Origin of the sequence: Bacillus sp. XT-4 (genome assembly GCF_050864245.1) — a bacterium.
GTDB lineage: Bacteria > Bacillota > Bacilli > Bacillales > Bacillaceae > Bacillus > Bacillus altitudinis.
Genome location: NZ_JBPAFI010000003.1, coordinates 222,379 through 246,385, shown reverse-complemented (window position 1 = coordinate 246,385; position 24,007 = coordinate 222,379). Strand labels below are relative to the sequence as shown.

Genomic DNA, 24,007 nt, shown 5'->3' with positions numbered 1-24,007 from the left:
TTTCTATTCTAAGGCAGCTGCTCCGCCGACAATTTCTGTAATCTCTTGTGTAATCGCTGCTTGACGAGCACGGTTGTAAGAGAGTGTCAGGCTGTCGATCAATTCTTTTGCGTTGTCTGTTGCACTCTTCATTGCTGTCATCCTTGCAGCATGTTCACTTGCTTTGCTGTCAAGAAGCGCACCGAAAATCAAACTCTCTGCATATTGAGGAAGGAGAACTTCAAGAATTTCTTCTTCAGAAGGCTCAAACTCATAAGATGCGGAACGTTTATTTGGTGTCGCTGCGGCCGAAAGGTCCGTTAGCGGCAATAATTTTTTCTCTGTTACTTCTTGTGAAATGGCACTGACGAAATGGTTATAGAACATGTAAAGCTCATCAAACGCTTCATCAGAGAACATTTGCACTGTACTGCTTGCTAATTCTTTAATATCAGCAAACGCTACTTCGTCTCCAAGCCCTGTTACTTCAGAAATAACTGGAATACCACGCTTTTTGAAGAAGTCGCGTCCGATTTTACCAATCACAATCACCGCATATTCATCAGCAGATTGATGACGAGATTGAATGGCTTGGTAAGCGGCACGTAAAATCGAGCTGTTAAAAGGTCCTGCAAGTCCTCGATCAGATGTAATGACGAGATACCCTGTTTTCTTAACAGGTCTTGAAAGAAGCATTGGGTGCTTAGCACTTGTTCCAGTTGCGATTGCCGCAACGACTTCTTGGATTTTCTCCATGTATGGAACAAAGGACTTCGCATTATTTTCAGCACGATTCAGTTTCGCAGCTGATACCATTTGCATCGCTTTTGTGATCTGACTCGATTTTTTTGTTGACGTGATCCTTGACTTAATATCGCGTAATGAGGCCAAAGATTTCACCACCTTTTTTCAGGAATCCGTGTTCATTTACGTGAAAAGAGAGAAAAAGAGAATCTTTTTCTCTCGGAAAGATTACTAATTAGTTGCTTGGTGCAAACGTACGTTTAAAGCCTTCGATCGCTGCTTTCCACTCTTCATCAGCAGGCATGTTTCCTGTTTGAGAGATTGTGTCAAACAAGTCTTTATGGTTTTCTTCAATGTACATGAATAACTCAGCTTCAAAGCGTTTGACATCAGCAATCGCTACATCATCTAAGTATCCTCTTGTCAGTGCATAAAGAATCGCTACTTGTTTTTCAACTTTCAGCGGTTTGTTCAAGTCTTGTTTTAAGACTTCAACTGTTCTAGCACCACGGTTTAATTTGGCTTGAGTCGCTTGGTCTAGATCAGATCCAAACTGAGCGAATGCTTCAAGCTCACGATAAGAAGCAAGATCCAAACGAAGTGTACCTGCTACCTTTTTCATCGCTTTGATTTGTGCAGAACCACCTACACGAGATACAGACAATCCTGCGTTTACCGCTGGACGTACGCCTGAGAAGAAGAGGTCAGATTGTAAGAAGATCTGTCCATCTGTGATTGAGATAACGTTTGTTGGGATATATGCAGAGATATCACCAGCTTGCGTTTCTACGAAAGGCAATGCTGTGATAGAACCGCCACCCTTTTCATCACTAAGCTTCGCTGCACGCTCTAATAAACGAGAGTGAAGATAGAAAACATCACCAGGGAATGCTTCACGGCCTGGAGGACGACGAAGCAATAATGAAAGCTCACGGTAAGCTGCCGCTTGTTTAGAAAGGTCATCATACACAACAAGCACATGCTTGCCGTTATACATGAATTCCTCACCCATCGTTACACCTGCATAAGGAGCAAGGTAAAGAAGTGGAGCTGGCTGTGATGCAGAAGCTGTGACAACGATTGTGTAGTCAAGCGCACCATGCTTACGAAGTGTTTCAACAACACCACGAACAGTTGATTCTTTTTGTCCGATCGCTACATAGATACAGATCATGTCTTGATCTTTTTGGTTCAGGATCGTATCGATTGCAACAGATGTTTTACCTGTTTGACGATCCCCAATGATCAATTCACGCTGTCCGCGTCCGATTGGAATCAAGGCATCAATTGCTTTAATTCCCGTTTGAAGCGGCTCATGTACCGATTTACGATCCATAACGCCTGGTGCTTCACTTTCGATTGGACGTGTTTTGCTTGTTAAAATTGGACCTAGTCCATCAACAGGCTGACCAAGTGGGTTCACAATACGTCCGATTAACTCTTCCCCTACTGGAACCTCCATGATACGACCTGTACGTTTTACGTCGTCACCTTCACGGATATCTTTGTAAGGTCCTAAGATTACGATACCTACGTTAGACTCCTCAAGGTTTTGAGCCATACCCATTACACCGTTAGAGAACTCAACAAGCTCTCCTGCCATAATGTTGTCAAGGCCATGTACACGCGCGATACCGTCCCCTACTTGAATGACTGTACCGACATCTTTTACTTCAATTTCAGATTGATAGTTTTGGATTTGCTGCTTTATCAGCGCGCTAATCTCTTCAGCTTTGATACTCACTAAGGTTTCACCCCTTCTAACGATTTTCGCCTGCAAGCTGACGTTCAATGCGGGAAAGCTTTCCGCTGACACTGCCGTCATAAATGCGGTTTCCGATACGGATTTTCACTCCGCCTATTAGATCCTTGTCAATCACGTTTTCAACACGCAGTGATGTGACTCCGGCTTTTTTGGCAAATACTTCAGATAAAGATTGAATTTCAGCTCCGCTGAGCGGTTTAACTGAATACACGATCGCATCGTCTATTTGTTTCGTACGGTTTGCAAGTTTCACAAACTCAGACGCCATTTCAGGAAAAATATTCGTGCGCCCGCGGTCAATCAGTAAATACATTGTGTGCAAAACATATGTCGAAACACCTTTGAAAGCTTCTGCAATCAGATGTTTCTTTTTGTCTGCCGTAATCTTCGGATGAACAAGAAAGTCATTTAATTCTTGGTCAGCCTTCAGAACTTTTTTGATCTCATTCAGCTCTTTTTCAGTTTCGTCTACTGCCGAAGAAGCAAGAACGATGTCAAAAAGAGCAGAAGCGTAACGCTTAGAGACAATAGTCACGCTCATCGGCTTTCGCCTGCCTCTTTAAGATACTCTTGGATCAATTTCTCTTGTGCTTGCTCATCAAGTTCTTTTTCAATCACTTTAGAAGCAATTAATACAGATAGTGATGCAACTTGCTCACGCAGTGCAGCCACAGCTTGTTCTTTTTCTTTCACGATTTCAGTTCTAGCAGACTCTTTCAAGCGCTCTGATTCTTGACGCGCTGCTTGAATGATATCTTCTTTTTGTTTCTCACCAATCTTTTTCGCATTTTCGATGAGTGTATGTGATTCTTCGCGTGCTTCTTTCAATAAGACACGTTGTTCTTCAAGAAGCTTTTCAGCTTGAACGTGCTTTTCTTCAGCACTTGAAATTTCATTTCCTATATAATCTTCACGCTGTTTCATAATCCCTAATAAAGGCTTAAGCGCAAATTTCTTTAAAAGTGCAAGCAGGATGAGCATAGCGATCAGCTGGAATATGATATCTCCGGTGTTTAGACCTGCTCCTAAAACTACTGGTAACTGAGACATTTAGTACGGCAACTCCCTTCTTTAAATAATATGTTAAGAAACAAAACATAAAGGAATGGCGAAGTTTCGAACTAATCTGATCTTCGCCATTAAAATTCATATTAGAACGCTTCTCACATATTAACCAAAGAATGCCAAGAATGCGATAACGACAGCGATAATTGGAAGTGCCTCAACTAAAGCTACCCCGATGAACATAAGTGTTCTTAGTTCTCTACCAGCTTCTGGCTGACGAGCGATTCCTTCAACTGTTTTAGATACGATTAGACCGTTACCAATACCTGCTCCTAGTGCTCCTAAACCGATTGCAATTGCTGCTGCTATTAAATTCATTAAAAAGCTCCTCCTTTAAAATAACGTCCTTTTTGGACTCTCAATTTTTTAGTGTTCGTCGCTGACTTTATGGGAGATATACACCATTGTCAGCATGGTGAAGATAAATGCCTGGATGGTACCGACAAACAAACTGAATGCCTGCCATACAATCATCGGCACGATGGCACCTAATGTACCAATGATACCTAGTGCAAGGTTTTGCGAATAGAAATTAGTCGCAAGTCCTGCAAGTAAACCAAGAAGAATCTCTCCAGCGAAAATATTTCCATAAAGACGCAAACCAAGTGTTAATGTGTTTGCAAATTCTTCAATAATTTTCAGCGGTACTAAAAGTGGGATTGGTCTAAAGTAGTCTTTTGTATATTCCTTGACTCCTTTTGCTTTAACACCATAGTAGTGTGTCAATCCCATGACCATAACCGCTAGTGTCATTGTGATTGCAGGATCAGCAGTTGGTGATTTCCACCATAAGTTGTGATCGACCGTAATCGAGAATGGCAGTCCAAGCATGTTTGAAACAAATATGTACATGAGTAATGTAACGCCAAGCGCTAGAAATGGGGCTCCTGTTTTCATGTCCATCGAACTACCTATGATATTTCGAACAAAATCAACAATCCATTCCATGAAGTTCTGCGCCTTTGTCGGACGAATAGCCAGAACACGAGTAGTCAGCACCGCTATGAGAAGAACGATGATACTAGCAATCGTAATCATGAGAACATTGGATAAGTTGAACGTTAACCCTAAAAATTCTGTAGTTTTTGAACTGTGACCCAAAGAGTATTCACCTCTCTTCCATAGTAGAACGTTTAAGTTGAATGAAGGAATCTATCATAATGACAGGATATATTGTCATTAATCCTATAACAACACCTGCCAGATGAACTTCGTTAGGGTAACGCCAAGCAATCGCTACTGCGAGAATTGCGTTGGCCCACCTGGCTGTACTTCCCATTGAACGAATAGATTTTCCTTTTTTAACTGCTCGATCAAAAGCATGCATTCTCCGAATAAGCAGGAATAAATTAAAGAAAGCAAAAATTGTGCCGATAATGAAACCAAGAAACAGTGGTTTAAAACCAGGCATGGCATAGCCAAACACAAAAATTGCCAATAAATAGAACATATATTTACTCTGTCTGCGGAAAATGACGTTTGGATCGTTCATTCATCTGACTCCCGATGAAAAATATTGTAAAAAAGGTGATAAATGGTGATGAAAACTGCGTAGAAGACGCTTATGATAAGCCGTCCTGTTTGAAAAAAATCAATCACCCATCGGTCTAATTGTGCAATCAGACTTGAAATCTTTAGATCTATGGGATTCTGCTTCATTCGCTGATACAAACCCTGATTATTAAAGGGTTCACAATGAGGATTAGTAGAGTGCTATAGGCTATGAAAACCTTACCATAATACCCTCGTTTAGCATACAATAGCGTCTATGATGTGTCAATCCGTTGAAAGTTAAAAAACTTTTCTATAATGAGAGAGCACACAAAATGTTCACAATTTCATCAAACTTTAGGAGAGATGTGACATTCATTCAAAAAAACTGCTAATGTTCAGTATACATTGATTTTTCTAAGAACGATATCAACCGTTTGTCATATTTTTCAAAAAAGCCCACATGCACGTTTGCATGTGGGCTTTTCATGAATCATTCTTATTTTGTTCCATACATACGGTCACCAGCATCACCAAGACCTGGGATGATGTAACCTTTTTCGTTTAACTTCTCATCTAATGCTGCAATGTAGATATCAACATCTGGATGATGTTTTTGCATTTCTTCTACACCTTCTGGCGCAGCAATCAGACACATGAAGCGGATGTTTTTCGCACCGCGTTTTTTCAAGCTGTTTAATGCTTCTACTGCTGATCCGCCCGTTGCAAGCATTGGGTCTACTACGATAAATTCACGCTCTTCCACATCAGATGGAAGCTTCACATAATATTCAACAGGCTTTAATGTCTTCGGATCACGGTATAAACCGACATGTCCCACTTTGGCAGCTGGAATGAGTTTCAAAATCCCGTCTACCATTCCAAGACCTGCTCTTAAAATCGGCACAACTCCGAGTTTTTTACCTGAGATCACGTTTGATTTAGCGACTTGTACAGGTGTTTCTACATCTACCTCTTCAAGCGGTAAGTCTCTTGTGATTTCAAATGCCATTAATGTTGCGACTTCATCCACTAGCTCTCTAAATTCTTTTGTTCCTGTATGAACGTCACGAATATATGTAAGTTTGTGCTGAATAAGCGGGTGATCAAATACATAAACCTTTGCCATTGCTTGCTACAACTCCTTTTCTGTCATCTTCCGGTGAACTTTGCACACTTCCTACAATTCTACATAAAAAGACATCATCTTTCAATATGATTCGCAAATCCTACAAAAAAAACCCACATGCCAAAAATAGGCAAATGGGTCTGCATTTTAATAATCTAATTCATGATATAGAGGGAAACGAGCTGTCAGATCAGATACACGCTTTTTCGCCTCTTCTAATTTCGCTTCATCTTCATGATGTTTCAGAGCAAGCGCAATGATGGAACCGACTTCTTTCATCGCTTCTTGATCAAAGCCACGGCTTGTCACTGCTGCTGTACCTACACGTACACCACTTGTAACAAATGGTTTCTCTGGATCATATGGAATTGCATTTTTGTTCACCGTGATACCAATTTCATCAAGAACGTTTTCTGCAATTTTTCCTGTAATGCCAAGAGAGCGCAAGTCGATGAGAACAAGATGGTTATCTGTTCCACCAGATACAAGCTGAATATCCTCAGATAAAAGGGTTTCAGCTAGTTGTTTTGCGTTATCAATCACATTTTGTGCATATGTTTTGAAATCTCCGTTCAATACTTCACCGAAAGAAACAGCTTTTGCAGAGATCACATGCATGAGTGGTCCACCTTGAATACCAGGGAAGATCGATTTGTCGATCTTTTTACCAAACTCTTCACGGCATAGAATCATTCCGCCGCGAGGTCCGCGCAATGTTTTGTGAGTTGTCGTTGTCACAAAGTCAGCGTAAGGAACAGGATTTGGATGAAGACCTGCTGCAACAAGACCCGCGATGTGAGCCATGTCCACCATAAAGTAAGCACCGACTTCATCGGCAATTTCACGGAACTTTTTGAAATCAATTTGACGTGGGTAAGCACTTGCACCCGCTACGATTAGTTTCGGCTTATGCTCACGTGCTTTTTCAAGTACATCTTGGTAGTCGATATGTTGTGTTTCTTTATCTACACCGTATTCTACAAAGTTGTACTGTACGCCGCTAAAGTTTACAGGGCTTCCATGTGTTAAATGCCCGCCATGTGATAAGTTCATGCCTAGCACTGTATCGCCATGCTCAAGGATTGTAAAGTATACGGCCATATTCGCTTGAGCTCCTGAGTGAGGCTGTACGTTCACATACTCAGCGCCAAAAATTTCTTTTGCGCGGTCACGTGCGATATCTTCTACAACGTCTACATGTTCACAGCCGCCATAGTAGCGTTTACCAGGGTAACCTTCTGCATATTTGTTTGTTAAGACAGAGCCCTGCGCTTCCATGACTGCTTCGCTTACGAAGTTTTCTGATGCAATTAATTCGATTTTGTCCTGCTGGCGTTTCCGCTCTAGTTGAATTGCTTTGAATACTTGTGCGTCTTGCTCAGGTAAATGTTTCATCAGCGAAATCCTCTCCAATCTATTTCCATTCGATGTTTTCACCATCTCATTGTACACGGTTTTTGAGTAAAATGTAAAAGTTTTTTTTGGAAAATCGACTTATTTTTTATGAAAACCCGAATATTCAAAGGGCGAAGCGTCTTCATCATTCAACATTATATTAGAAATATATCCGAACTATGATCTTGTATAAATGGCTCGTTCTCCGCCAATCAGCTTTGGACGAGTTTTTGCAAACGTCACATGTGCTTGTCCTATTTGATGACGGCTGAGACGGACCGGTACGGCTACCCGCTTTAAGTGCATGCCGATGAATGTATCACCGATATCAATACCTGCATGTGCTGAAATGGATTCAACCAGCACAGGGTGTTCCATTTGCTGATACGCATGAGCCGCCATAGAACCACCCGCCTTACGGACAGGTACTGCCGCTACAATTTCTAAGTTAAGCCGGCACGCCACCTCTTCTTCCACAACGAGGGCACGATTCAAATGCTCGCAGCATTGGAAGGCCAATTCAATTCCTGTCTCGCGTCTCAGTTGATCGAGCTCTTGATAAATAGCTTCAGCAATTTGCTCACTTCCCGCTGTCCCAATGTGCTCGCCAGCCACTTCTGACGTACTGCAGCCAATCACTAAAATGTGGCCAGCTCGCAGTTCAACTGTTTGATGAAACTCTTTTAACATCTCAAGCCAATCTTGACCAATGTTCATGTTAAGCGCTCCTTACAGGTGCTTTTCTTCGTAATCAGCAATTTTACCAATCCGCACAGCATGACGTCCTGCAGTAAATTCTGTTGTCAGCCAAATGTGGGCAATCTCTCTTGCCAATCCTGGTCCAATGACTCGTTCTCCCATCGCAAGAACATTTGTATCGTTATGTTCTCTCGTCGCCTTTGCACTGAATGTATCATGCGCCAGTGCACAGCGAATGCCTTTCACTTTGTTTGCTGAAATGCTCATACCGATACCTGTCCCGCAAATCAAAATGCCGCGATCAACTTCTCCGTTTGCCACCATATTGGCTACAGGAAAAGCATAGTCAGGGTAGTCTACAGAACCTGATCCACATTCACAACCCATATCAATGTATTCAATCTTTAATTCATCCATTAGTTGTTTGATTTCTTCACGAATATTCGTTCCGCCGTGATCGGATGCAATGGCTACTTTCATCGGGCAATTCCTCCTAAGGGTGAGTTAATCTGTCATGTCTTACATTCAATCTTTATTTACAGTTATATTTTAACCTCTGCCTAGTCATTTGCAAACAAAAGCAGAAAAACCGTTTGCGCAACGGTTTTACAGGTTGTCCATTTATGAGGATTGGTGATCCTGTTTAAGCTTTTTAGCAAGTTGATACAATAGCGTTTCTAGTTCATCTCGTGTCTCCTGATAAATGGAGAGACTCCCTCCAAATGGATCCGACACGTCACCTTCTGATCCTGTCGCAAATTCTTTTAGAGTGAAGACCTTGTCTTTCACATGAGCATATTGCTCCACAATCAACTGTTTATGCTGAATCGTCATGGTGAAGACATAATCTGCTTCATGAAGAAGTTCTTCTGTTAGTTTAGACGATGAGTGGTTCAGTGGAATGCTTTTCTCAAATAATGCTTCGACTGCTTGAGGAGAAGCCTTCCCTGCATCAGAGGCGAAGATGCCCGCTGATTTTACAGTGACCTGTAAGCCTTTTTCATCTGCAATGGAGGAAAAAAGGGCTTGAGCCATCGGACTTCTGCAAGTATTTCCCGTACAAACAAATAAGATATTCATCTTTCGACCTCCTTTTCTTCTATTATATAGCATTTCATTCTACATGTTATGTAAGGAGACTGGCTAGAGCGGAAATAATAATTTGATTCCAAAGGCTAGTAAAATCAATCCGCCAAGCGCCCCGCTGTATGAACCTACCCATGACCGAACCTGTTTACCGAGTAATAATCCAAGCCATGTGAGCATCATACTAAAAAAGCCAAACAATAAAATGGTCATCAACACCCGAGAACCGTAAATCCCCAGGCTTAAGCCAACGGAAAAACTATCTAAACTCACACTTGTTGCAAAAAGAACGAGACCGGCCCCAACAGGTGCGATAAATGGCTTATCTTCTTTTCGGATAGAAGCGATGATCATTTGAAGACCCAGCACCAAAAGCAGCGCCCCGCCAATATAGGTTGCTAGGAGCCCAAGCCAGCCAGATAAAAGCTGACCTGTCAGCATGCCAAAAAGAGGCATAAACATATGAAATATCCCAATGACAAGTCCAATATAAAGGATCTGGCGGAATCTCAGCTGAATCATCCCCATGCCGAGTCCAACCGAAAAGGCATCCATTCCAAGTGCAAAAGCCATGATACTGAGTGTCAGCAATTCGCCAGCTAGTTCATTCATGTAAATCCCCCTTGGACACGCATTCTCCTTTAACCTATGTTTGTCCAAGAGAGGTTAGAACTATTTGAATGAAGAGAGGGTACGCCCTCCTGCCGCTTTTTGCAGACGGTTCATGATCGCAGAACCAACTCCCTGCTCTGAGAAGGCTTCTGAAATGATCAAGTCTACATCCGTTTCATCAAATTGTCTCAGCACACGATATAAGTTTGCCGCAACCGTTTCAGGCTTTTCTCTCCATCCACAGCTAAAGATAACATCTGCCGCAAACCATTCCTTCTTTTCTTCTGTCGTCAGCACACCTACTTTTAGCCCTTCAGCTCGGTACTTCTGAATGTGCAGCTGCATGTCTTCATCACTTCCATGAAATATATACATTTGTGCTTCAGGTGCATAATGTGTGTATTTCATTCCCGGCGATACAGGCGCCTCATCCTTTTTCGTCAGCCCTGGATCTATGTTGACTGTTCCTACGACCTCTTCTAACGCTTCTTTTGTAATACCGCCCGGCCTTAAGATCACTGGAATCTCGTCTATACAGGATACAACCGTTGACTCCACACCAATACCTGTTGAACCACCATCGACAATGCCAGCAATTTTCCCATCAAGATCACTCGCGACATGATCCGCAAGTGTCGGCGACGGTTTTCCCGAACGGTTGGCACTTGGCGCGGCAATTGGCAGACCAGCTGCTCGGATGAGTTCAAGCGCAACAGGATGATTAGGCATTCTTACGCCTACTGTAGATAAACCTGCCGTCACCTGCTTTGATAATGTGCCCGGCTTACAAGGTAGAACAATGGTGAGAGCGCCTGGCCAAAAGGCATCCATCAGCGCTGTTACTTTTTCATTTTCTATTTGCGCAAATTCATGAAGCTGTTGAACGTCCGCAATGTGAACAATCAACGGATTATCACTTGGGCGTCCTTTCGCTTCATAAATTTTTTTCACAGCCTCTGTCTCTTTTGCATTTGCCCCTAGTCCATAAACCGTTTCTGTCGGAAAAGCGACCACTTCATTTTTCCGCAACAACAGAGCTGCTTGTTCAATTTGTGGATAGTATGTGGATAAATCCTTTTTTAAATCCACAGACCACCTTTTTGTATTTAACATCATACAAACTCCTTTTAAAAAAGATAAAACTGTTGATATATCTCAATTATCCTTTTGAAAGTATAAAAGATGATGCTAAATAAAACAAGCGTTGTCCACAATTTGTGGATAACGCTTGTTTTAAAGTGGATAAGTATGTGAATAAGTCCGGTGTTTTGTGATTAACTAGCTGTTTTTTGCAGCACAACCGCCTGCTCTTTTCCCAACGACTCTTTTGCATGCGCAGATACCCACACACTTTCTGGGATTTCCTCTATAGGCGTAAAGCCCATCAGCGCTAAAAAATCATGCGAAGAGGAGTGATTAGCTACTACATAAAAGGTTTCCACACCTTGTTTTTCCCCTAGCGTTTGAACACTTTGAAACAGAGAAACGATATGCCCCTGACCAAGTTTATCTGATATCACAAGTGATCTTAGCAATCCTTCTTGTTCATTTAGTCGTTCAAGACCTAAACAGCCTGCAAGCTCACCGTCTGCATCTTCCATGACCACAAATGACGTACGCTCTGCAATCGTCACCCCGCCTTTTGCTTGGCCTTTTTCAAGAAAAGCATTAATGGCCGGAGCATCTTCTTCTGTCGCTATTCTTAATTGATAATACATGCTTTCACCTCTTTTTGTTCTCTTACTTCAACTCTATGAGGCAAAAACAGATTTAGACCTTTTTTAAGAGAAAAGACTAGAGACCCATTCGAACAGAAAGAATTTCACTTCACCCGTCTCTTCTTCTTTTACCACTTCATTGACAGATTCATTTGATGGCTCTGCGGCTACCTGCTCTTTATCATCTCCTTCTGGTGAGGCGATCGCTTCTCCGTTTGAAAAATCGATAAAGCAGAGAGGTGGGAATAACACACACCACCAATTGGCTCCGTCTCCTTCCCCTAACGTAATCAAAATGGCTTCATATTTCCCAGCAGGATAAACAAAGTTGCCATAAAGCTTTGTTGGAAATGAAGCTTTTTGAAAGCTGACCGATACGGATTGATCAATGTGTTGTTCCTTTAATTTTGCTTTGGCAATACGATTGATGTCTGGAAGCTTTGAACGAATCACACGTCTAGCTTCTTCAATGGATGTGAGGTCTTTCACCCACTCCGTTATATTGGCATTGACCTCATCTCGAATACTTCGTTTCACATCTTGATCTGCCGACCGGTCACTGTTGGCTAAAATGCGTAAACGAATGGCTTCATCTGGAATCACAACAGGCTGATTGGCAGAAGCAGCCGCCGTCTCCTCTTTTCCAAGGTTTGCAAAAGCACCACATAATAATAGAAACATATAAAGACAAATCATCATTTTACTTTTGAACATGATGTGTTCCCCCCACTTTTTCTTTTCGCTACAAACATTGTGTCCAGGAAACGCATCTCGTAAACAGCAAAAATGATTTTTTTAATAGATTATGAGGTCAGCCTCTTTATGAGAGGAGCGAATCAACATTTCTCCTGCACGCAAAAAGCCGTTCAACTTATGAACGGCTTTTTAGTGAGGATTGGTAATCGGAAGGGTACAATCTCCCATCCCAATCTCGGCTGATTTTTAAACCCGAATCTGTTTTGATGACTGTCATTGCGCCTTTTTTCTCGATTTCCTTTTTGACCTTTCCTTTATGGTCAATAAATTGAATGATCATTTCATAGTCAAATTCAATCCTGTCATCGCTTTCATCTGAAGGTGTAAACGTAATTTTTTTCAGTTTAATTTGACAATCTTGATCTTTTGCTGCTTCTAATACACTTGGAAACATGCTGTCTTGTGTATATTCTTGATATTCATGCTCGGTTAAATAATCCTTCAACTTCTCCTTCATGTCAGATAGGTCATCCGTTCGATTCACTGTGTATTGTGCTTTTTTATAGTTTTCCCCAAATGCTGCTGCTTCTTTTTTAAAGCTCGGTTTACCGCAAGCACTCACAATCAATAGTACACTGACGATGACCAACACCATCGCATACCTTCTGTTCACACCATTCGCTCCTTCAAAACAAATTTATGTAAAAAACCATGATCAGAATGTTCATTCTTCTATATATACGTTTCCCTTTTACCATAAGTTTCATCTTTACATAATAAAATAGTCCGACTTTATTCAGCCGGACTTCCGTTTTGAATGTGTGCGCAAACTGCTCGATCCTTTCCGTTGATGTCCTTGATGATATGAACATCAGCTGAAGGGAACGCCTGCAAAAGAAGCGCTTTTACATCTTGTGCTTGTGTATGTCCTATTTCAAAGACAACCACCGCTTGCTGATGAAGTACCTTGTGGAGATCACAGGCGATACGCTCATAAAACCACAGGCCATCACGCCCATCTGTCAGCGCATTAACAGGTTCATGCTTTGTGACAACCTCTGATAATCCATCCATTTCTTCTGCCGCAATATAAGGAGGATTGGAAATAAACACATCGACTTTGATGCCTTGAGACATAATCGGTTCAAGTAAATCCCCTTGGACAAAATGAACGTCTGCACCAAGCGCTTCTTGATTTCGCTTTGCTACTTCAAGTGCTTCATGTGAAATATCCGTCGCTGTCACAGTGAGAGATTCTTTTTCAAGAGCTAACGTAATCGCAATTGCACCGCTACCTGTTCCTACATCAACTGCTTTGAGCGGTTGATCATTAGGAAACACACGATTCATCATATTCAATGCCGCCAGCACCACTTCCTCCGTTTCAGGACGAGGAATCAGAACGTGTTTGTTTACTTCAAAAGGACGCCCATAAAAAAATTCAACACCCGTTAAATGCTGCACAGGCACTCCACGCTTGTGCTGCGCAACGAACTCACTGAATTGTGAATCTTGCTCCTCTGGCAGTGGATCATGAAAACGGGCAAGAAGTTCACTTCTGCTCCATCCCAGCACATGCATCAACATTAACTCTGCTGCGTTTTGGTCTCTGCCCGCTTCCGTTAACAAAGAAGAAGCCCATTTAAGGGCTTCAAAGATCGTTCGCTCTTTATTTTGCATTTTGAAGTTTTCTTGCTTGGTCTTCCATAATTAATGCATCAATGACCTCGTCAAGTTTTCCTTCTAAAATTTGATCAAGCTTTTGAATCGTCAATCCAATGCGGTGGTCCGTCACGCGGTTTTGCGGGAAATTGTACGTACGGATACGCTCTGAACGATCCCCTGTTCCAACAGCAGATTTACGGGTTTGGTCATATTCAGCTTGTGCTTCACGCTGGAATTTATCATAAATTCTCGCACGCAAAACTTTCATCGCTTTTTCTTTGTTTTTGATTTGTGATTTCTCATCCTGACAGGAAACCACTACACCGGTTGGAAGGTGAGTCAAACGAACAGCAGACATTGTGGTATTAACACTTTGTCCCCCTGGTCCGCTTGATGCGAATGTATCCACACGAATATCTTTTTCGTGGATATCAATTTCAACTTCCTCAGCCTCAGGTAATACAGCAACTGTCGCTGTTGATGTATGAATACGGCCGCCTGACTCAGTTTCAGGAACACGCTGCACGCGGTGTGCACCGTTTTCAAACTTTAGTTTAGAATATGCACCTTTACCGCTAATCATAAAGATGATCTCCTTATAACCGCCAGTTCCAGTGACACTCGCTTCCATAACTTCCGTTTTCCAGCCTTGCATTTCAGCATAACGGCTGTACATACGGTACAGGTTTCCTGCAAACAGCGCAGCCTCTTCTCCACCCGCTGCACCACGAACCTCCACAATAACGTTCTTATCGTCATTCGGATCTTTCGGGATGAGCAAGATTTTCAGCTCGTCTTCTAAACGTTCTGTTTCATCTGTGAGCTCTGAAATTTCTTCTTTGACCATGTCGCGCATGTCGGCATCCAGCTTATCTTCAAGCATGGCTTTCGCATCACTTAGCTGATCGTATGCCGCACGATATTGTCTATATACCTCAACAGTTTCTTGAATATCAGATTGTTCCTTCGAGTATTCGCGAAGCTTCTTAGGGTCGTTCACCACTTCAGGGTCACTTAAATATTCATTTAGCTTTTCATAGCGTTCTTCAATTGATTTTAAACGGTCTAACATGGTCTTCACCTCTGTTTTGTGCGTAACAGTCTAATTATAGTATAGCGGGGTATGACAGTCAAAAAAATTTCCAAAACAATTGATTTTCTGCAATTTTTCACTAGAAAACACGATCTTTGGCGATTGGTTACTTGTTTTGTCTAACGTGAAGGAACGGATGCTCCCGAAAGAGAATGGTACTTATAATTGAAAAAAGGGAGGGCATTTGGTTTGAATACAAATGAGGTTGCAAAGGAAATTGGTGTATCTTCAAAAACCATTCAGCGCTGGGTCAAACAGCTCAACATCCCTGTCGCCCGGAATGAACTTGGACATTACGAATTTCACGATGACATTGTCCAGCTGCTCAAAGAGGTCAAACACCAAATGAACGAAGGTGTGATTCTCCATGACATTAGACTGCCGATCCATGAAGAAACCGCCCAGCAATTATCACCTGCTGTAGAAACTTCTGACTCATCAAAACGGATAGAAGCCTTAGAAGAACAAGTGAAACAGCTCCTTCAAGAGCAATCACATTTCAGTCATATTGAAGCCCGTTTTCAAGAATTAGAACGGAAACTCGCTAAGAAAGCAGATGAAGGCGTTTCCTACCAGCTCCTCCAGCACAGAAGAGAAATTGAAGAATTAACTGCAAAATTAGAACGCCTCACAGCCACATTGACAAAACCAAAACCATCAAAAGAAGAAGAAAAGGAAAAGGCACACCCCGAAATGAAAAAAAAGCGTGTGCTCTTCCCTCTGTTTCATTCATTTCGCTAAGAAAGGCTGCCTAACGAGGCAGCCTTTCTACTATATTATACGGTAAGTGCGATAATGATCGGTAGTGTAATGAGTGACATGATCGCACTGATCACAAATGCGGATGCTGTTTCTGCTTCCTGTTTCTCAAATCGAGTGGCAATCATGGCCGCAACAGCTGAACCTGGGAAGGCAACAAGCAATACAGCTTTTGTAATTTCATCCGCCGAAAGACCCATAAGAATGGCGATAAAATACATAAGCAACGGTTGTACAGCTACTTTGAGCAATGCGATACTGAAAGCTGGTAAGCTCAGTTTAATTTTGCGGATACCGACTGTGACACCGACTGCAAAGAGCGCAACCCCTGATGTCACACTTCCAATTTCCTCTAGCATTTCATGTCCGATTTCAGGAAGTTTAAATCCTAAAAGAACAAGAATGATACTTGCTAACGGTGCAAGCGCAAGCGGCTCTGATAAACCGTGCAAAATCGCTTTCGTCGTCATTTTTAGGAAACTTTCGCCGTCTTTGGCTTTTCCTTTTGTTTTTTCACCGACAGTTGACACAATAATAGCAATTGGATCAAGCAATGCATTTACAACTATTCCGGTAATAGCAATCGGAATTGCAACTTCTTGAGCCCCAAATAAACTGCCCAAGACCGGAATCCCCATAAATGCAAAGGTCGGTTGTGCTGAGTTTAATGAGAAAACAGATGAATCTGTTAAATCATATTTAAAAGCAAATTTCGTAACTAAAAGGATAATGATATAAAAGCCTACGATTCCGAAAATCAATGCAACGAAAAATGGAATTTGACTATAGAATTTATCTTTTGGTGTTGACAGAATGCTGGCGATAAAGTGCGCTGGCAAAGCATACTTTGTAACAAGTGTACTTACACCTTTTGCAGATTTAGCGTCATAGCTGCCGAAGTTCCCTGCGAACCAACCCAGCGCGATAACGAAAAAAATCGGTGCTAGGAGGATCAAAATATTTAAAAAGTCCATCTTACTATTCCTCCTTGAATCCTTTACATGTTTCTTATTTTATAGCGGCATTGCTTACATTACCCGAAACAATGCCGCGTTACACATTTTATTATGCTCTTACAATTTTTTTATATTCAGGAATCCACATAGCATCTTTCACAGCTTGTTCAATGTTTTCAGGTGTTTTTCTTGCGACACCATCTTTAATTGCTGCTTTTGCCACTTCAATAGCTACTTTGATAGAAACTTCTTGTAACTTATCAATGCTTGGAAGTAGACCAGCACCTGGTTTATCATGATCAACCATTTCAGCAATCGCATCCGCTGAAGCAACGAACATGCCTTTTGTGATGATTTTTGATTCCGTTACGATTGAACCAAGACCAAGTCCAGGGAAAACGAACGCATTGTTTGATTGTCCGATTTCATGTTCAATTCCGTTATACTCGACATTTTCGAATGGGCTTCCAGTTGCAACAAGCGCACGACCGTCTGTCCATTTGAATAGATCTTCCGGTACTGCTTCAGCAAGTGGAGTTGGGTTAGACATCGGCATGATCACTGGACGCTCAGTATGAGCTGCGATTTCTTTAATAATTTCTTCAGTGAATGCGCCGCCTTGACCTGATGTACCAATAAGAATGGTTGGCTTCACCTTGCGAACTGCTTCAGCAAATGAGATTTGTCCTTTTTCATCACGAGCCCAGCCTTCTACTTCATCAGAAGAACGAAGGTATGGTTTTTGGAAATCAAGCACTTCATCTTCAAACTGATCTGTTAGCAATCCTCTGTAGTCTAACGTCCAGAATGCATTGTTTGCTTCATCTTCACTTAGACCTTCAAGAACCATTGTGTCACGCATTTGATCGGCGATTCCGATTCCAGCAGATCCAGCTCCGAAAATCATCACACGGTGATCTTTCAATTGAGTACCAGTTTTCTTGACAGCTGCAAGAACACCCGCTAAAGTAATGGCACCAGTACCTTGGATATCATCATTAAAAGTTAAGATGTTGTCGTTGTATTTTTTCATGATGTTACGCGCATTTTTGTTTCCAAGGTCTTCCCAGTGAAGCAATGCTTTCGGGAAGAATTTAAGTGCTGCTTTTACATATGCATCAATGAACTCTTCGTATTTTTCACCTTGTACACGTTTGTGGTGGTTCCCGATGTACAATGGATCATTTAATAATTTTTCATTGTTAGTTCCAACATCTAACACAACTGGAATCACGCGGCTTGGATCAATTCCTGCTGCAGCCGTGTAAACAGCTAGTTTACCAATTGCGATGTTGATACCACCAACACCCCAGTCACCAATTCCAAGAATACTCTCAGAGTCAGTTGCTACGATGAGGTCGATGTCGCCTGCTGTTGCATGTAAGTTTTCAAATGCTTTCTCAATACCGTCAATGTTGTCGATTGAAAGGTAGACACCATGAGGTCTTCTGTATTCATGGCTGTATTCTTGAATCGCTTCACCAACAGTTGGTGTGTAAACAACAGGAAGCATTTCACGAAGCTTGTCCGTTAGAAGCTTATAGAATAATACTTCGTTACGGTTTTGCAAATCACTTAAGTATACGTTTTGACGAAGACGATCTGGCTGAGCTAGAAATTGCTTGTATGCTCTCTCTGCTTGCTGTTCTAAAGTCAGAACAGTTGGAGGAAGTAATCCTTCTAGTCCAAGCTCTTGTCTTTCTTCTTCAGAGAAAGCAACGCCTTTGTTCAACGTTGGAATCGATAATACATCTTTACCTGTCAAAGTGGTTTCGAGGTACCCTTCTTTTGTTTTCTTCACGTTGTTCATCAAAAACTACCCTCTTTCTAAAATATAAATAAAGTGAACTATTAATACAAAGAACGATCAAGGAGAAAAATCCTTAATCAAAAAAATTATGACAAGAAATCGAACTTTTCGTTTAAATGCTTTACACTACAGTTAGTCATTTTATGCCTGCTTATACCAAAACGCAAGCGTTGAAAATTAGATAATTTTTTCGTAGCGTTATTTAATTTATTTAAGTACAAATGATGGGTGTTCAGCCAAAATCTCGAAAAACGAAACACAGCGGCATTTGCTATTTTTTTAATTGTCAAGTGTTGTACCAACATCTAATTTTGGTACTTCATGGTGATGTCTGCATCGTGCTTCGTATGATTCCTGCGCACCTACTAAAATAATGGGATCATCATAGGATGCGGGTTTACCGTCGATCAAGCGTTGTGTTCTACTCGCTGGGGAGCCGCATACCGAACAAACTGCTTGAAGTTTTGTTACAAGCTCTGCACATGCCATTAAATGCGGAACAACACCAAATGGCTCTCCTCTGAAGTCTTGATCAAGGCCTGCAACAATGACTCGGTAGCCTTTATCAGCCAATTGAGTGACAATATCAATGATTGTCTCATCAAAAAATTGCACCTCATCAATGCCAATGACATCGGTTCGTTCTGATATGTGCGTTATTATGTCTTTTGGTGAGGTTACTGCAATCCCATCGACGGATGAACCGTTATGTGACACAACTGAGCTTGTGCTATACCGGTTATCAATCGCTGGTTTGAATATTTTTACTTCTTGTTTGGCAAAGGTGGCTCTTTTGGCTCTCCGAATCAATTCTTCCGACTTTCCAGAAAACATACTTCCGCAGATGACTTCAAGCCAACCGCTTTGTTTCATCACATACATAAGGTCTTCTCCCCCGTTTTAAAGTTCCATCAATCCACGTAAAAAAACAGGCAAGAACGGATTCCTGCCTGTTTATTGTATCTATTATTACTTAAGACCGTATTTTTTGTTAAAGCGGTCAACACGTCCATCAGCAGAAGCGAATTTTTGACGGCCTGTATAGAAAGGATGGCACTCAGAGCAAATCTCGATGCGTACCTCTTCTTTTACTGATCCAGTTTCAAACTCATTTCCACAAGCGCATTTGACTGTAGCTTTTTTGTAGTTAGGATGAATTCCTGTTTTCATCTACTGTCATCTCCTTCCGCCCTGAATCCAATTCGGAAACAGAGTTAATATCTCAGAATAAATTCTGAAACGCACATGATAAAATTATAACAGTGTAAGTCTATGATTGCAAATGTATTTTTTCAGGAAGCTATCTTCTTGATGCAGACATATTTGCTTGTTTCCACTCTTGCGTTAAAATATCGAAAAATTCTTGGTTTGTCTTTGTTTTTCTCATTTTGCGCATGAATTTCTCAGCGAAATCAGGTGTATCTGACATTGATTTTCTCATCGCCCATAGACGATCAAGATGCTCTTTAGGCACAAGCAGTTCTTCTTTTCTTGTACCGGAACGACGAATGTCGATGGCTGGGAAAATTCTTCTTTCTGCAAGAGAACGGTCTAAATGGAGCTCCATGTTTCCTGTTCCTTTAAACTCTTCATAAATCACATCATCCATACGTGATCCTGTATCAACAAGTGCAGTAGCTAAAATGGTCAAGCTTCCACCTTCTTCGATGTTACGCGCAGCACCAAAGAAGCGTTTTGGACGGTGGAAAGCCGCTGGATCAATACCACCGGAAAGCGTTCGGCCGCTTGGCGGGATGACCAGGTTGTATGCCCGAGCAAGCCTTGTGATGCTGTCCATTAAGATGATGACATCTTTTTTATGTTCAACTAGACGCATCGCACGCTCTAATACAAGCTCTGCTACTTTAATGTGGTTTTCCGGTACTTCGTCAAAGGTTGAGCTAACGACATCCCCTGCAACAGAACGTTCGATATCTGTTACTTCCTCTGGACGTTCGTCAATAAGAAGAACAATCAGTTCTGCCTCTGGATGATTTTCAGAGATACTGTTGGCAATTTCTTTGAGCAAAATGGTTTTCCCAGCCTTAGGCGGTGCAACAATTAAACCACGCTGTCCAAACCCAACTGGTGCCATCATATCCATAATTCTAGTAGACAGGTGATTAGGCTGTGTTTCAAGAATCATTTGACGATCAGGGAATAGCGGCGTGAGTGCAGGAAAGTGAACACGTTCCTTAGCTGATTCTGGGTCGTCCCCATTTACCGCTTCGACATGAAGGAGGCCATAGTAGCGTTCATTCTCTTTTGGAGGTCGTACCTTTCCAGACACCTTATCACCATTTCTTAAATCAAAGCGTCTGATTTGTGAAGCTGAAATATAAATGTCTTCAGAGCTTGGGGAGTAGTTAATTGGTCTTAAGAAACCAAATCCCTCTGACTGAATAATTTCTAGAACCCCTTCCATAAATAAGAGATCCTCTTGCTCAGCGTTCGCCTTTAAGATGGCAAAAATTAATTCTTTTTTTGTTAGTTTGCTGTAATAAGAGATTTTGTACTTTTTTGCTAACTCATACAGCTCTTTTAATTTCATATTTTCCAAAGATGAAATCGAAACATCTTTCAATATGGACACCACACTTTTCTAGTCAATGTATTTCATTACGAATGCATGACTATTGTATTTGATTAGCTTTTAATTCCGTTTTTGTTGGAATGACCTCGCTCTCATGGTAACGCTCCCACTCGTTTTATCATAAAGATAGGAACAATGTGAAATTGAGCTTTGTCAACATAGAGAAGGATAATGAGTATATCGTCATGATGCGGCAGTATTTAAACTTGTTGAAGCTTAAAAGAAGTAAATTCGCAGAAAATTTCGCAGCACTCTTTAGTTTTACCTCATTTGCAGGGAATATTCAACTTTAAAAAGAAAATGATATATATTTGACACCTATATGAAAAGCGGGTAAAGAATACCCGCTTTCAGATTACGGACGAATAACAAGATTCGGTTTTTTCTTTAAACTGTGTCTGCCATCGACGAATCGAACAGTACCTGATTTCGCACGCATGACAACACTATGTGTTGTTCCAACAGAGCCTTTAAATTGAACACCTTTTAATAACTCGCCATCTGTTACACCTGTCGCTGCAAAAATGGCGTCATCGCCTTTCACGAGGTCTTCCATTCTGAGGACTTTTCCAACATCCAGCCCCATTTTCTCACAGCGTCTCAGCTCTTCTTCACTTTGTGGAAGAAGCTTACCGTGGATTTCTCCACCAAGTGCTTTAAGCGCAACAGCAGAAAGGACACCTTCAGGCGCTCCACCTGAACCAAATAGAATATCAACACCTGTGTGATCAAATGCTGTATTAATGGCTCCTGCAACGTCACCATCATCGATCAGCTTGATTCTTGCTCCAGCTTCTCTCAGCTCAGCAATGATCTTTTCATGTCGCTCTCTGTTTAAAATTGTCGCAACAACATCTTCAATATCTTTGTTTTTTGCTTTTGCAACAGCACGAAGATTGTCAATGACAGGCGCTTCAATGTCGATGCAGCCTACCGCTTCTGGACCTACTGCGATCTTATCCATGTACATATCAGGTGCATTCAGCAAGTTGCCATGATCAGCAACAGCGATAACAGCTAAAGCATTCCAGCCGCCACTTGCCACAATATTTGTTCCTTCCAATGGATCAACAGCGACATCCACGCGAGGTCCATATCCGTTTCCAAGCTTTTCCCCAATATAAAGCATTGGCGCTTCGTCCATTTCTCCCTCGCCGATGACCACAGTTCCCTTCATCGGAATCGTATCAAATACATCACGCATGGCACTTGTTGCAGCATCATCCGCTTCGTCTTTCAAACCTCTACCCATCCAACGAGCAGATTTTAATGCAGCTGCTTCTGTCACCCGTACTAGTTCCATCGATAAACTTCTTTCCATTTTTGTCCAAATCTCCTCTCACAGTCAAAGCCTTATGAATTTTGAAGTTCTTCTATTTCTTGGTCATTCAGCTTTTCACGCCAGATGGTTGCACCCAAGCCTTCAAGCTTCTCCTCAAGCATACTATATCCTCTGTCTATATGTTCAAGCCCTGTGATTTCGGTCACACCGTCTGCCATTAACCCTGCAACAACGAGACAAGCACCTGCTCGCAGATCACTTGCTTTGACCTTTGCACCTTGAAGCTGCGTTTGACCTGTAATAATGGCAGATCTTCCTTCCACCTTCATGTTAGCACCCATTCGACGCAATTCGTCAATGTGTTTAAAGCGGGCAGAGTAAATGGTATCTGTCACGACACTCGTGCCTTTCGCTTTTGTTAACAAAGCCGTCATCGGCTGTTGAAGATCAGTCGGAAAGCCCGGATACACAAGGGTTTTGATATCGACAGGCTTGAGTCCTTCATTTCTGCCAACGATCAGCATTTGATCGTTGCTTGTTTCAATTGTGAATCCCATCTCTCTAAGTTTCGCCGTAATTGATTCTAAATGAGTTGGGATCACATTATCAAGCACAACTTCATCCCCCATCGCTGCACCTGCAATTAAAAATGTACCTGCTTCTATGCGGTCAGGGATGATGGAATGCCTGCAGCCATGAAGAGATTCCACACCTTCGATCCGAATCACATCCGTCCCCGCACCTTTGATTTTAGCTCCCATGCTTGCAAGCAGTGTCGCTACATCAATAATTTCGGGTTCTTTTGCGGCATTTTCAATCACTGTTTTCCCTTCAGCTAGCACGGCTGCCAGCATGATGTTGATGGTCGCACCTACACTGACAACATCAAGATAAATACGGGCTCCGACTAATTTTTCAGCGCGCAAATAAATCGCACCCTGTTCGTTTGTCACCTCGGCTCCAAGTGCTTCAAAGCCTTTGATATGCTGATCGATCGGTCTAGGTCCTAAGTGACATCCCCCTGGTAATCCAATGACAGCCTGCTTGAATCTACCGAGCATGGCGCCCATTAAATAATAGGATGCTCGTAGTTTCTTCACTTTCCCATTAGGAAGCGGCATACTGATCATGGAGGCAGGATTGACAACCATCTCACCTTTTTCAAACGTGACCTTTCCGCCAATCTCTTCTAACAGATCTCGTAATGTGTCAATATCTGAAATATGCGGAAGGCCTTCAATGGTTACTGGAGAATCAGCGAGAATCGTGGCAGGAATCAGTGCCACAGCACTATTTTTCGCACCACTAATATGTACGGTCCCGCGCAAGGGGTCACCGCCGGCAATGTTTAACTTTTCCATATTTGTCTCCCTTCTTAAAGAAGATCACTGTTGGAGTTATACTGTTTGTGGATGTCGCGCTTTAAAAGGTCTTGTCCAAAATTTAGCCAATATCAAGAGAAAGAATACA

27 protein-coding genes are annotated in these 24,007 nt (G+C 41.9%); 1 reads left to right on the top strand and 26 read right to left on the bottom strand.

The features are described from left to right. Positions 1 to 3: 3 nt before the first annotated feature. From ACRRMM_RS11100 to prfA, 19 genes are all read right to left on the bottom strand, one after another. Positions 4 to 870: a F0F1 ATP synthase subunit gamma gene (locus tag ACRRMM_RS11100; RefSeq protein ID WP_007497628.1), complete on the bottom strand. Its 867-nt coding sequence runs from the start codon at positions 868 to 870 to the stop codon at positions 4 to 6. 88 nt (positions 871 to 958) lie between these two features. Next, the gene (atpA, locus tag ACRRMM_RS11095) at positions 959 to 2,467 is read right to left on the bottom strand and encodes a F0F1 ATP synthase subunit alpha (RefSeq protein WP_008343398.1); all 1,509 of its coding nucleotides are present in this window, start codon (positions 2,465 to 2,467) and stop codon (positions 959 to 961) included. 16 nt (positions 2,468 to 2,483) lie between these two features. Beyond that, a complete protein-coding gene (locus tag ACRRMM_RS11090; RefSeq protein ID WP_007497632.1) occupies positions 2,484 to 3,029 on the bottom strand; it encodes a F0F1 ATP synthase subunit delta in 546 nt (181 codons plus the stop codon). Continuing rightward, positions 3,026 to 3,538 carry a F0F1 ATP synthase subunit B gene (gene atpF / locus ACRRMM_RS11085; RefSeq protein WP_007497634.1) on the bottom strand — a complete coding sequence of 171 codons (513 nt, stop codon included), beginning with the start codon at positions 3,536 to 3,538 and terminating at the stop codon, positions 3,026 to 3,028. The genes ACRRMM_RS11090 and atpF overlap by 4 nt, the downstream gene beginning before the upstream one ends. A gap of 120 nt (positions 3,539 to 3,658) precedes the next feature. Next, complete coding sequence (gene atpE, locus ACRRMM_RS11080; protein WP_003214968.1) at positions 3,659 to 3,871, bottom strand: F0F1 ATP synthase subunit C; 213 nt, start codon at positions 3,869 to 3,871, stop codon at positions 3,659 to 3,661. A 48-nt stretch (positions 3,872 to 3,919) separates the two neighbouring features. Beyond that, positions 3,920 to 4,654 (bottom strand): F0F1 ATP synthase subunit A, encoded by a 735-nt coding sequence (gene atpB, locus ACRRMM_RS11075; RefSeq protein ID WP_007497637.1) that lies wholly within the window; start codon positions 4,652 to 4,654, stop codon positions 3,920 to 3,922. Between the two features lie 7 nt (positions 4,655 to 4,661). Then, the gene (locus ACRRMM_RS11070) at positions 4,662 to 5,045 is read right to left on the bottom strand and encodes an ATP synthase subunit I (protein WP_007497639.1); all 384 of its coding nucleotides are present in this window, start codon (positions 5,043 to 5,045) and stop codon (positions 4,662 to 4,664) included. Between the two features lie 498 nt (positions 5,046 to 5,543). Continuing rightward, a complete protein-coding gene (upp, locus tag ACRRMM_RS11065) occupies positions 5,544 to 6,173 on the bottom strand; it encodes a uracil phosphoribosyltransferase (protein WP_003214553.1) in 630 nt (209 codons plus the stop codon). 147 nt (positions 6,174 to 6,320) lie between these two features. Then, positions 6,321 to 7,568 (bottom strand): serine hydroxymethyltransferase, encoded by a 1,248-nt coding sequence (gene glyA / locus ACRRMM_RS11060; protein WP_026050167.1) that lies wholly within the window; start codon positions 7,566 to 7,568, stop codon positions 6,321 to 6,323. 177 nt (positions 7,569 to 7,745) lie between these two features. Next, positions 7,746 to 8,285, bottom strand: coding sequence for a TIGR01440 family protein (locus ACRRMM_RS11055; RefSeq protein WP_428828659.1), 540 nt, complete (start codon positions 8,283 to 8,285; stop codon positions 7,746 to 7,748). A 12-nt stretch (positions 8,286 to 8,297) separates the two neighbouring features. Further along, positions 8,298 to 8,747 (bottom strand): ribose 5-phosphate isomerase B, encoded by a 450-nt coding sequence (gene rpiB / locus ACRRMM_RS11050; RefSeq protein ID WP_003214714.1) that lies wholly within the window; start codon positions 8,745 to 8,747, stop codon positions 8,298 to 8,300. A gap of 141 nt (positions 8,748 to 8,888) precedes the next feature. Continuing rightward, positions 8,889 to 9,347: a low molecular weight protein arginine phosphatase gene (locus tag ACRRMM_RS11045; RefSeq protein ID WP_046526722.1), complete on the bottom strand. Its 459-nt coding sequence runs from the start codon at positions 9,345 to 9,347 to the stop codon at positions 8,889 to 8,891. Positions 9,348 to 9,410: 63 nt separating this feature from the next. Beyond that, complete coding sequence (locus ACRRMM_RS11040; RefSeq protein ID WP_025208133.1) at positions 9,411 to 9,965, bottom strand: manganese efflux pump MntP; 555 nt, start codon at positions 9,963 to 9,965, stop codon at positions 9,411 to 9,413. A 60-nt stretch (positions 9,966 to 10,025) separates the two neighbouring features. Continuing rightward, the gene (locus tag ACRRMM_RS11035) at positions 10,026 to 11,078 is read right to left on the bottom strand and encodes an L-threonylcarbamoyladenylate synthase (RefSeq protein WP_080995717.1); all 1,053 of its coding nucleotides are present in this window, start codon (positions 11,076 to 11,078) and stop codon (positions 10,026 to 10,028) included. A gap of 161 nt (positions 11,079 to 11,239) precedes the next feature. Further along, positions 11,240 to 11,683 (bottom strand): GNAT family N-acetyltransferase, encoded by a 444-nt coding sequence (locus ACRRMM_RS11030; RefSeq protein ID WP_052320300.1) that lies wholly within the window; start codon positions 11,681 to 11,683, stop codon positions 11,240 to 11,242. 63 nt (positions 11,684 to 11,746) lie between these two features. Next, entirely contained in the window at positions 11,747 to 12,397 is a 651-nt protein-coding gene (spoIIR, locus tag ACRRMM_RS11025; protein WP_007497652.1) for a stage II sporulation protein R, read from the bottom strand. A gap of 157 nt (positions 12,398 to 12,554) precedes the next feature. Continuing rightward, positions 12,555 to 13,034: a hypothetical protein gene (locus tag ACRRMM_RS11020; RefSeq protein WP_017360046.1), complete on the bottom strand. Its 480-nt coding sequence runs from the start codon at positions 13,032 to 13,034 to the stop codon at positions 12,555 to 12,557. 137 nt (positions 13,035 to 13,171) lie between these two features. Further along, complete coding sequence (prmC, locus tag ACRRMM_RS11015; protein WP_366963058.1) at positions 13,172 to 14,059, bottom strand: peptide chain release factor N(5)-glutamine methyltransferase; 888 nt, start codon at positions 14,057 to 14,059, stop codon at positions 13,172 to 13,174. Continuing rightward, the gene (gene prfA / locus ACRRMM_RS11010) at positions 14,049 to 15,116 is read right to left on the bottom strand and encodes a peptide chain release factor 1 (protein ID WP_017360048.1); all 1,068 of its coding nucleotides are present in this window, start codon (positions 15,114 to 15,116) and stop codon (positions 14,049 to 14,051) included. Before prfA ends, prmC begins: the two co-directional genes overlap by 11 nt. 210 nt (positions 15,117 to 15,326) lie before the next feature. On the opposite strand from prfA, the gene racA reads away from it, so the two are divergent. Continuing rightward, on the top strand, positions 15,327 to 15,878 hold the full coding sequence (gene racA, locus ACRRMM_RS11005; protein WP_342493154.1) for a chromosome-anchoring protein RacA: 552 nt from the start codon (positions 15,327 to 15,329) through the stop codon (positions 15,876 to 15,878). 35 nt (positions 15,879 to 15,913) lie between these two features. Here the strand turns inward: racA and ACRRMM_RS11000 are convergent, their stop codons facing one another. The 7 genes from ACRRMM_RS11000 to ACRRMM_RS10970 form a co-directional block, all read right to left on the bottom strand. Continuing rightward, positions 15,914 to 16,870, bottom strand: coding sequence for an AEC family transporter (locus tag ACRRMM_RS11000; RefSeq protein ID WP_017368214.1), 957 nt, complete (start codon positions 16,868 to 16,870; stop codon positions 15,914 to 15,916). A gap of 91 nt (positions 16,871 to 16,961) precedes the next feature. Next, positions 16,962 to 18,662 (bottom strand): oxaloacetate-decarboxylating malate dehydrogenase, encoded by a 1,701-nt coding sequence (malS, locus tag ACRRMM_RS10995; RefSeq protein WP_072367350.1) that lies wholly within the window; start codon positions 18,660 to 18,662, stop codon positions 16,962 to 16,964. 279 nt (positions 18,663 to 18,941) lie between these two features. Beyond that, a complete protein-coding gene (locus ACRRMM_RS10990; RefSeq protein WP_007497666.1) occupies positions 18,942 to 19,544 on the bottom strand; it encodes a thymidine kinase in 603 nt (200 codons plus the stop codon). Between the two features lie 87 nt (positions 19,545 to 19,631). After that, positions 19,632 to 19,832, bottom strand: coding sequence for a 50S ribosomal protein L31 (gene rpmE / locus ACRRMM_RS10985; RefSeq protein WP_003215407.1), 201 nt, complete (start codon positions 19,830 to 19,832; stop codon positions 19,632 to 19,634). A gap of 130 nt (positions 19,833 to 19,962) precedes the next feature. After that, on the bottom strand, positions 19,963 to 21,246 hold the full coding sequence (gene rho, locus ACRRMM_RS10980; protein WP_007497667.1) for a transcription termination factor Rho: 1,284 nt from the start codon (positions 21,244 to 21,246) through the stop codon (positions 19,963 to 19,965). Positions 21,247 to 21,610: 364 nt separating this feature from the next. Next, positions 21,611 to 22,576, bottom strand: coding sequence for a class II fructose-bisphosphatase (glpX, locus tag ACRRMM_RS10975; RefSeq protein ID WP_007497670.1), 966 nt, complete (start codon positions 22,574 to 22,576; stop codon positions 21,611 to 21,613). Between the two features lie 32 nt (positions 22,577 to 22,608). Next, positions 22,609 to 23,898: a UDP-N-acetylglucosamine 1-carboxyvinyltransferase gene (locus ACRRMM_RS10970; protein WP_007497673.1), complete on the bottom strand. Its 1,290-nt coding sequence runs from the start codon at positions 23,896 to 23,898 to the stop codon at positions 22,609 to 22,611. Positions 23,899 to 24,007: the final 109 nt, after the last annotated feature.

Excerpts from the sequence above, each read along its gene's own strand:
- ACRRMM_RS11070 (WP_007497639.1), bottom strand. The coding sequence starts at position 5,045 with ATGAACGATCCAAACGTCATTTTCCGCAGACAGAGTAAATATATGTTC.
- ACRRMM_RS11055 (WP_428828659.1), bottom strand. The coding sequence starts at position 8,285 with ATGAACATTGGTCAAGATTGGCTTGAGATGTTAAAAGAGTTTCATCAA.
- atpE (WP_003214968.1), bottom strand. The coding sequence starts at position 3,871 with ATGAATTTAATAGCAGCAGCAATTGCAATCGGTTTAGGAGCACTAGGA.
- upp (WP_003214553.1), bottom strand. The coding sequence starts at position 6,173 with ATGGCAAAGGTTTATGTATTTGATCACCCGCTTATTCAGCACAAACTT.
- rpmE (WP_003215407.1), bottom strand. The coding sequence starts at position 19,832 with ATGAAAACAGGAATTCATCCTAACTACAAAAAAGCTACAGTCAAATGC.
- ACRRMM_RS11090 (WP_007497632.1), bottom strand. The coding sequence starts at position 3,029 with ATGAGCGTGACTATTGTCTCTAAGCGTTACGCTTCTGCTCTTTTTGAC.
- ACRRMM_RS11000 (WP_017368214.1), bottom strand. The coding sequence starts at position 16,870 with ATGGACTTTTTAAATATTTTGATCCTCCTAGCACCGATTTTTTTCGTT.
- ACRRMM_RS11045 (WP_046526722.1), bottom strand. The coding sequence starts at position 9,347 with ATGAATATCTTATTTGTTTGTACGGGAAATACTTGCAGAAGTCCGATG.
- prfA (WP_017360048.1), bottom strand. The coding sequence starts at position 15,116 with ATGTTAGACCGTTTAAAATCAATTGAAGAACGCTATGAAAAGCTAAAT.
- ACRRMM_RS11035 (WP_080995717.1), bottom strand. The coding sequence starts at position 11,078 with ATGTTAAATACAAAAAGGTGGTCTGTGGATTTAAAAAAGGATTTATCC.
- ACRRMM_RS10970 (WP_007497673.1), bottom strand. The coding sequence starts at position 23,898 with ATGGAAAAGTTAAACATTGCCGGCGGTGACCCCTTGCGCGGGACCGTA.
- spoIIR (WP_007497652.1), bottom strand. The coding sequence starts at position 12,397 with ATGTTCAAAAGTAAAATGATGATTTGTCTTTATATGTTTCTATTATTA.
- ACRRMM_RS11020 (WP_017360046.1), bottom strand. The coding sequence starts at position 13,034 with ATGGTGTTGGTCATCGTCAGTGTACTATTGATTGTGAGTGCTTGCGGT.
- ACRRMM_RS11030 (WP_052320300.1), bottom strand. The coding sequence starts at position 11,683 with ATGTATTATCAATTAAGAATAGCGACAGAAGAAGATGCTCCGGCCATT.
- ACRRMM_RS10990 (WP_007497666.1), bottom strand. The coding sequence starts at position 19,544 with ATGTATGTGATGAAACAAAGCGGTTGGCTTGAAGTCATCTGCGGAAGT.
- atpF (WP_007497634.1), bottom strand. The coding sequence starts at position 3,538 with ATGTCTCAGTTACCAGTAGTTTTAGGAGCAGGTCTAAACACCGGAGAT.
- prmC (WP_366963058.1), bottom strand. The coding sequence starts at position 14,059 with ATGCAAAATAAAGAGCGAACGATCTTTGAAGCCCTTAAATGGGCTTCT.
- rpiB (WP_003214714.1), bottom strand. The coding sequence starts at position 8,747 with ATGAAAGTAGCCATTGCATCCGATCACGGCGGAACGAATATTCGTGAA.
- glyA (WP_026050167.1), bottom strand. The coding sequence starts at position 7,568 with ATGAAACATTTACCTGAGCAAGACGCACAAGTATTCAAAGCAATTCAA.
- malS (WP_072367350.1), bottom strand. The coding sequence starts at position 18,662 with ATGAACAACGTGAAGAAAACAAAAGAAGGGTACCTCGAAACCACTTTG.
- glpX (WP_007497670.1), bottom strand. The coding sequence starts at position 22,576 with ATGGAAAGAAGTTTATCGATGGAACTAGTACGGGTGACAGAAGCAGCT.
- ACRRMM_RS11040 (WP_025208133.1), bottom strand. The coding sequence starts at position 9,965 with ATGAATGAACTAGCTGGCGAATTGCTGACACTCAGTATCATGGCTTTT.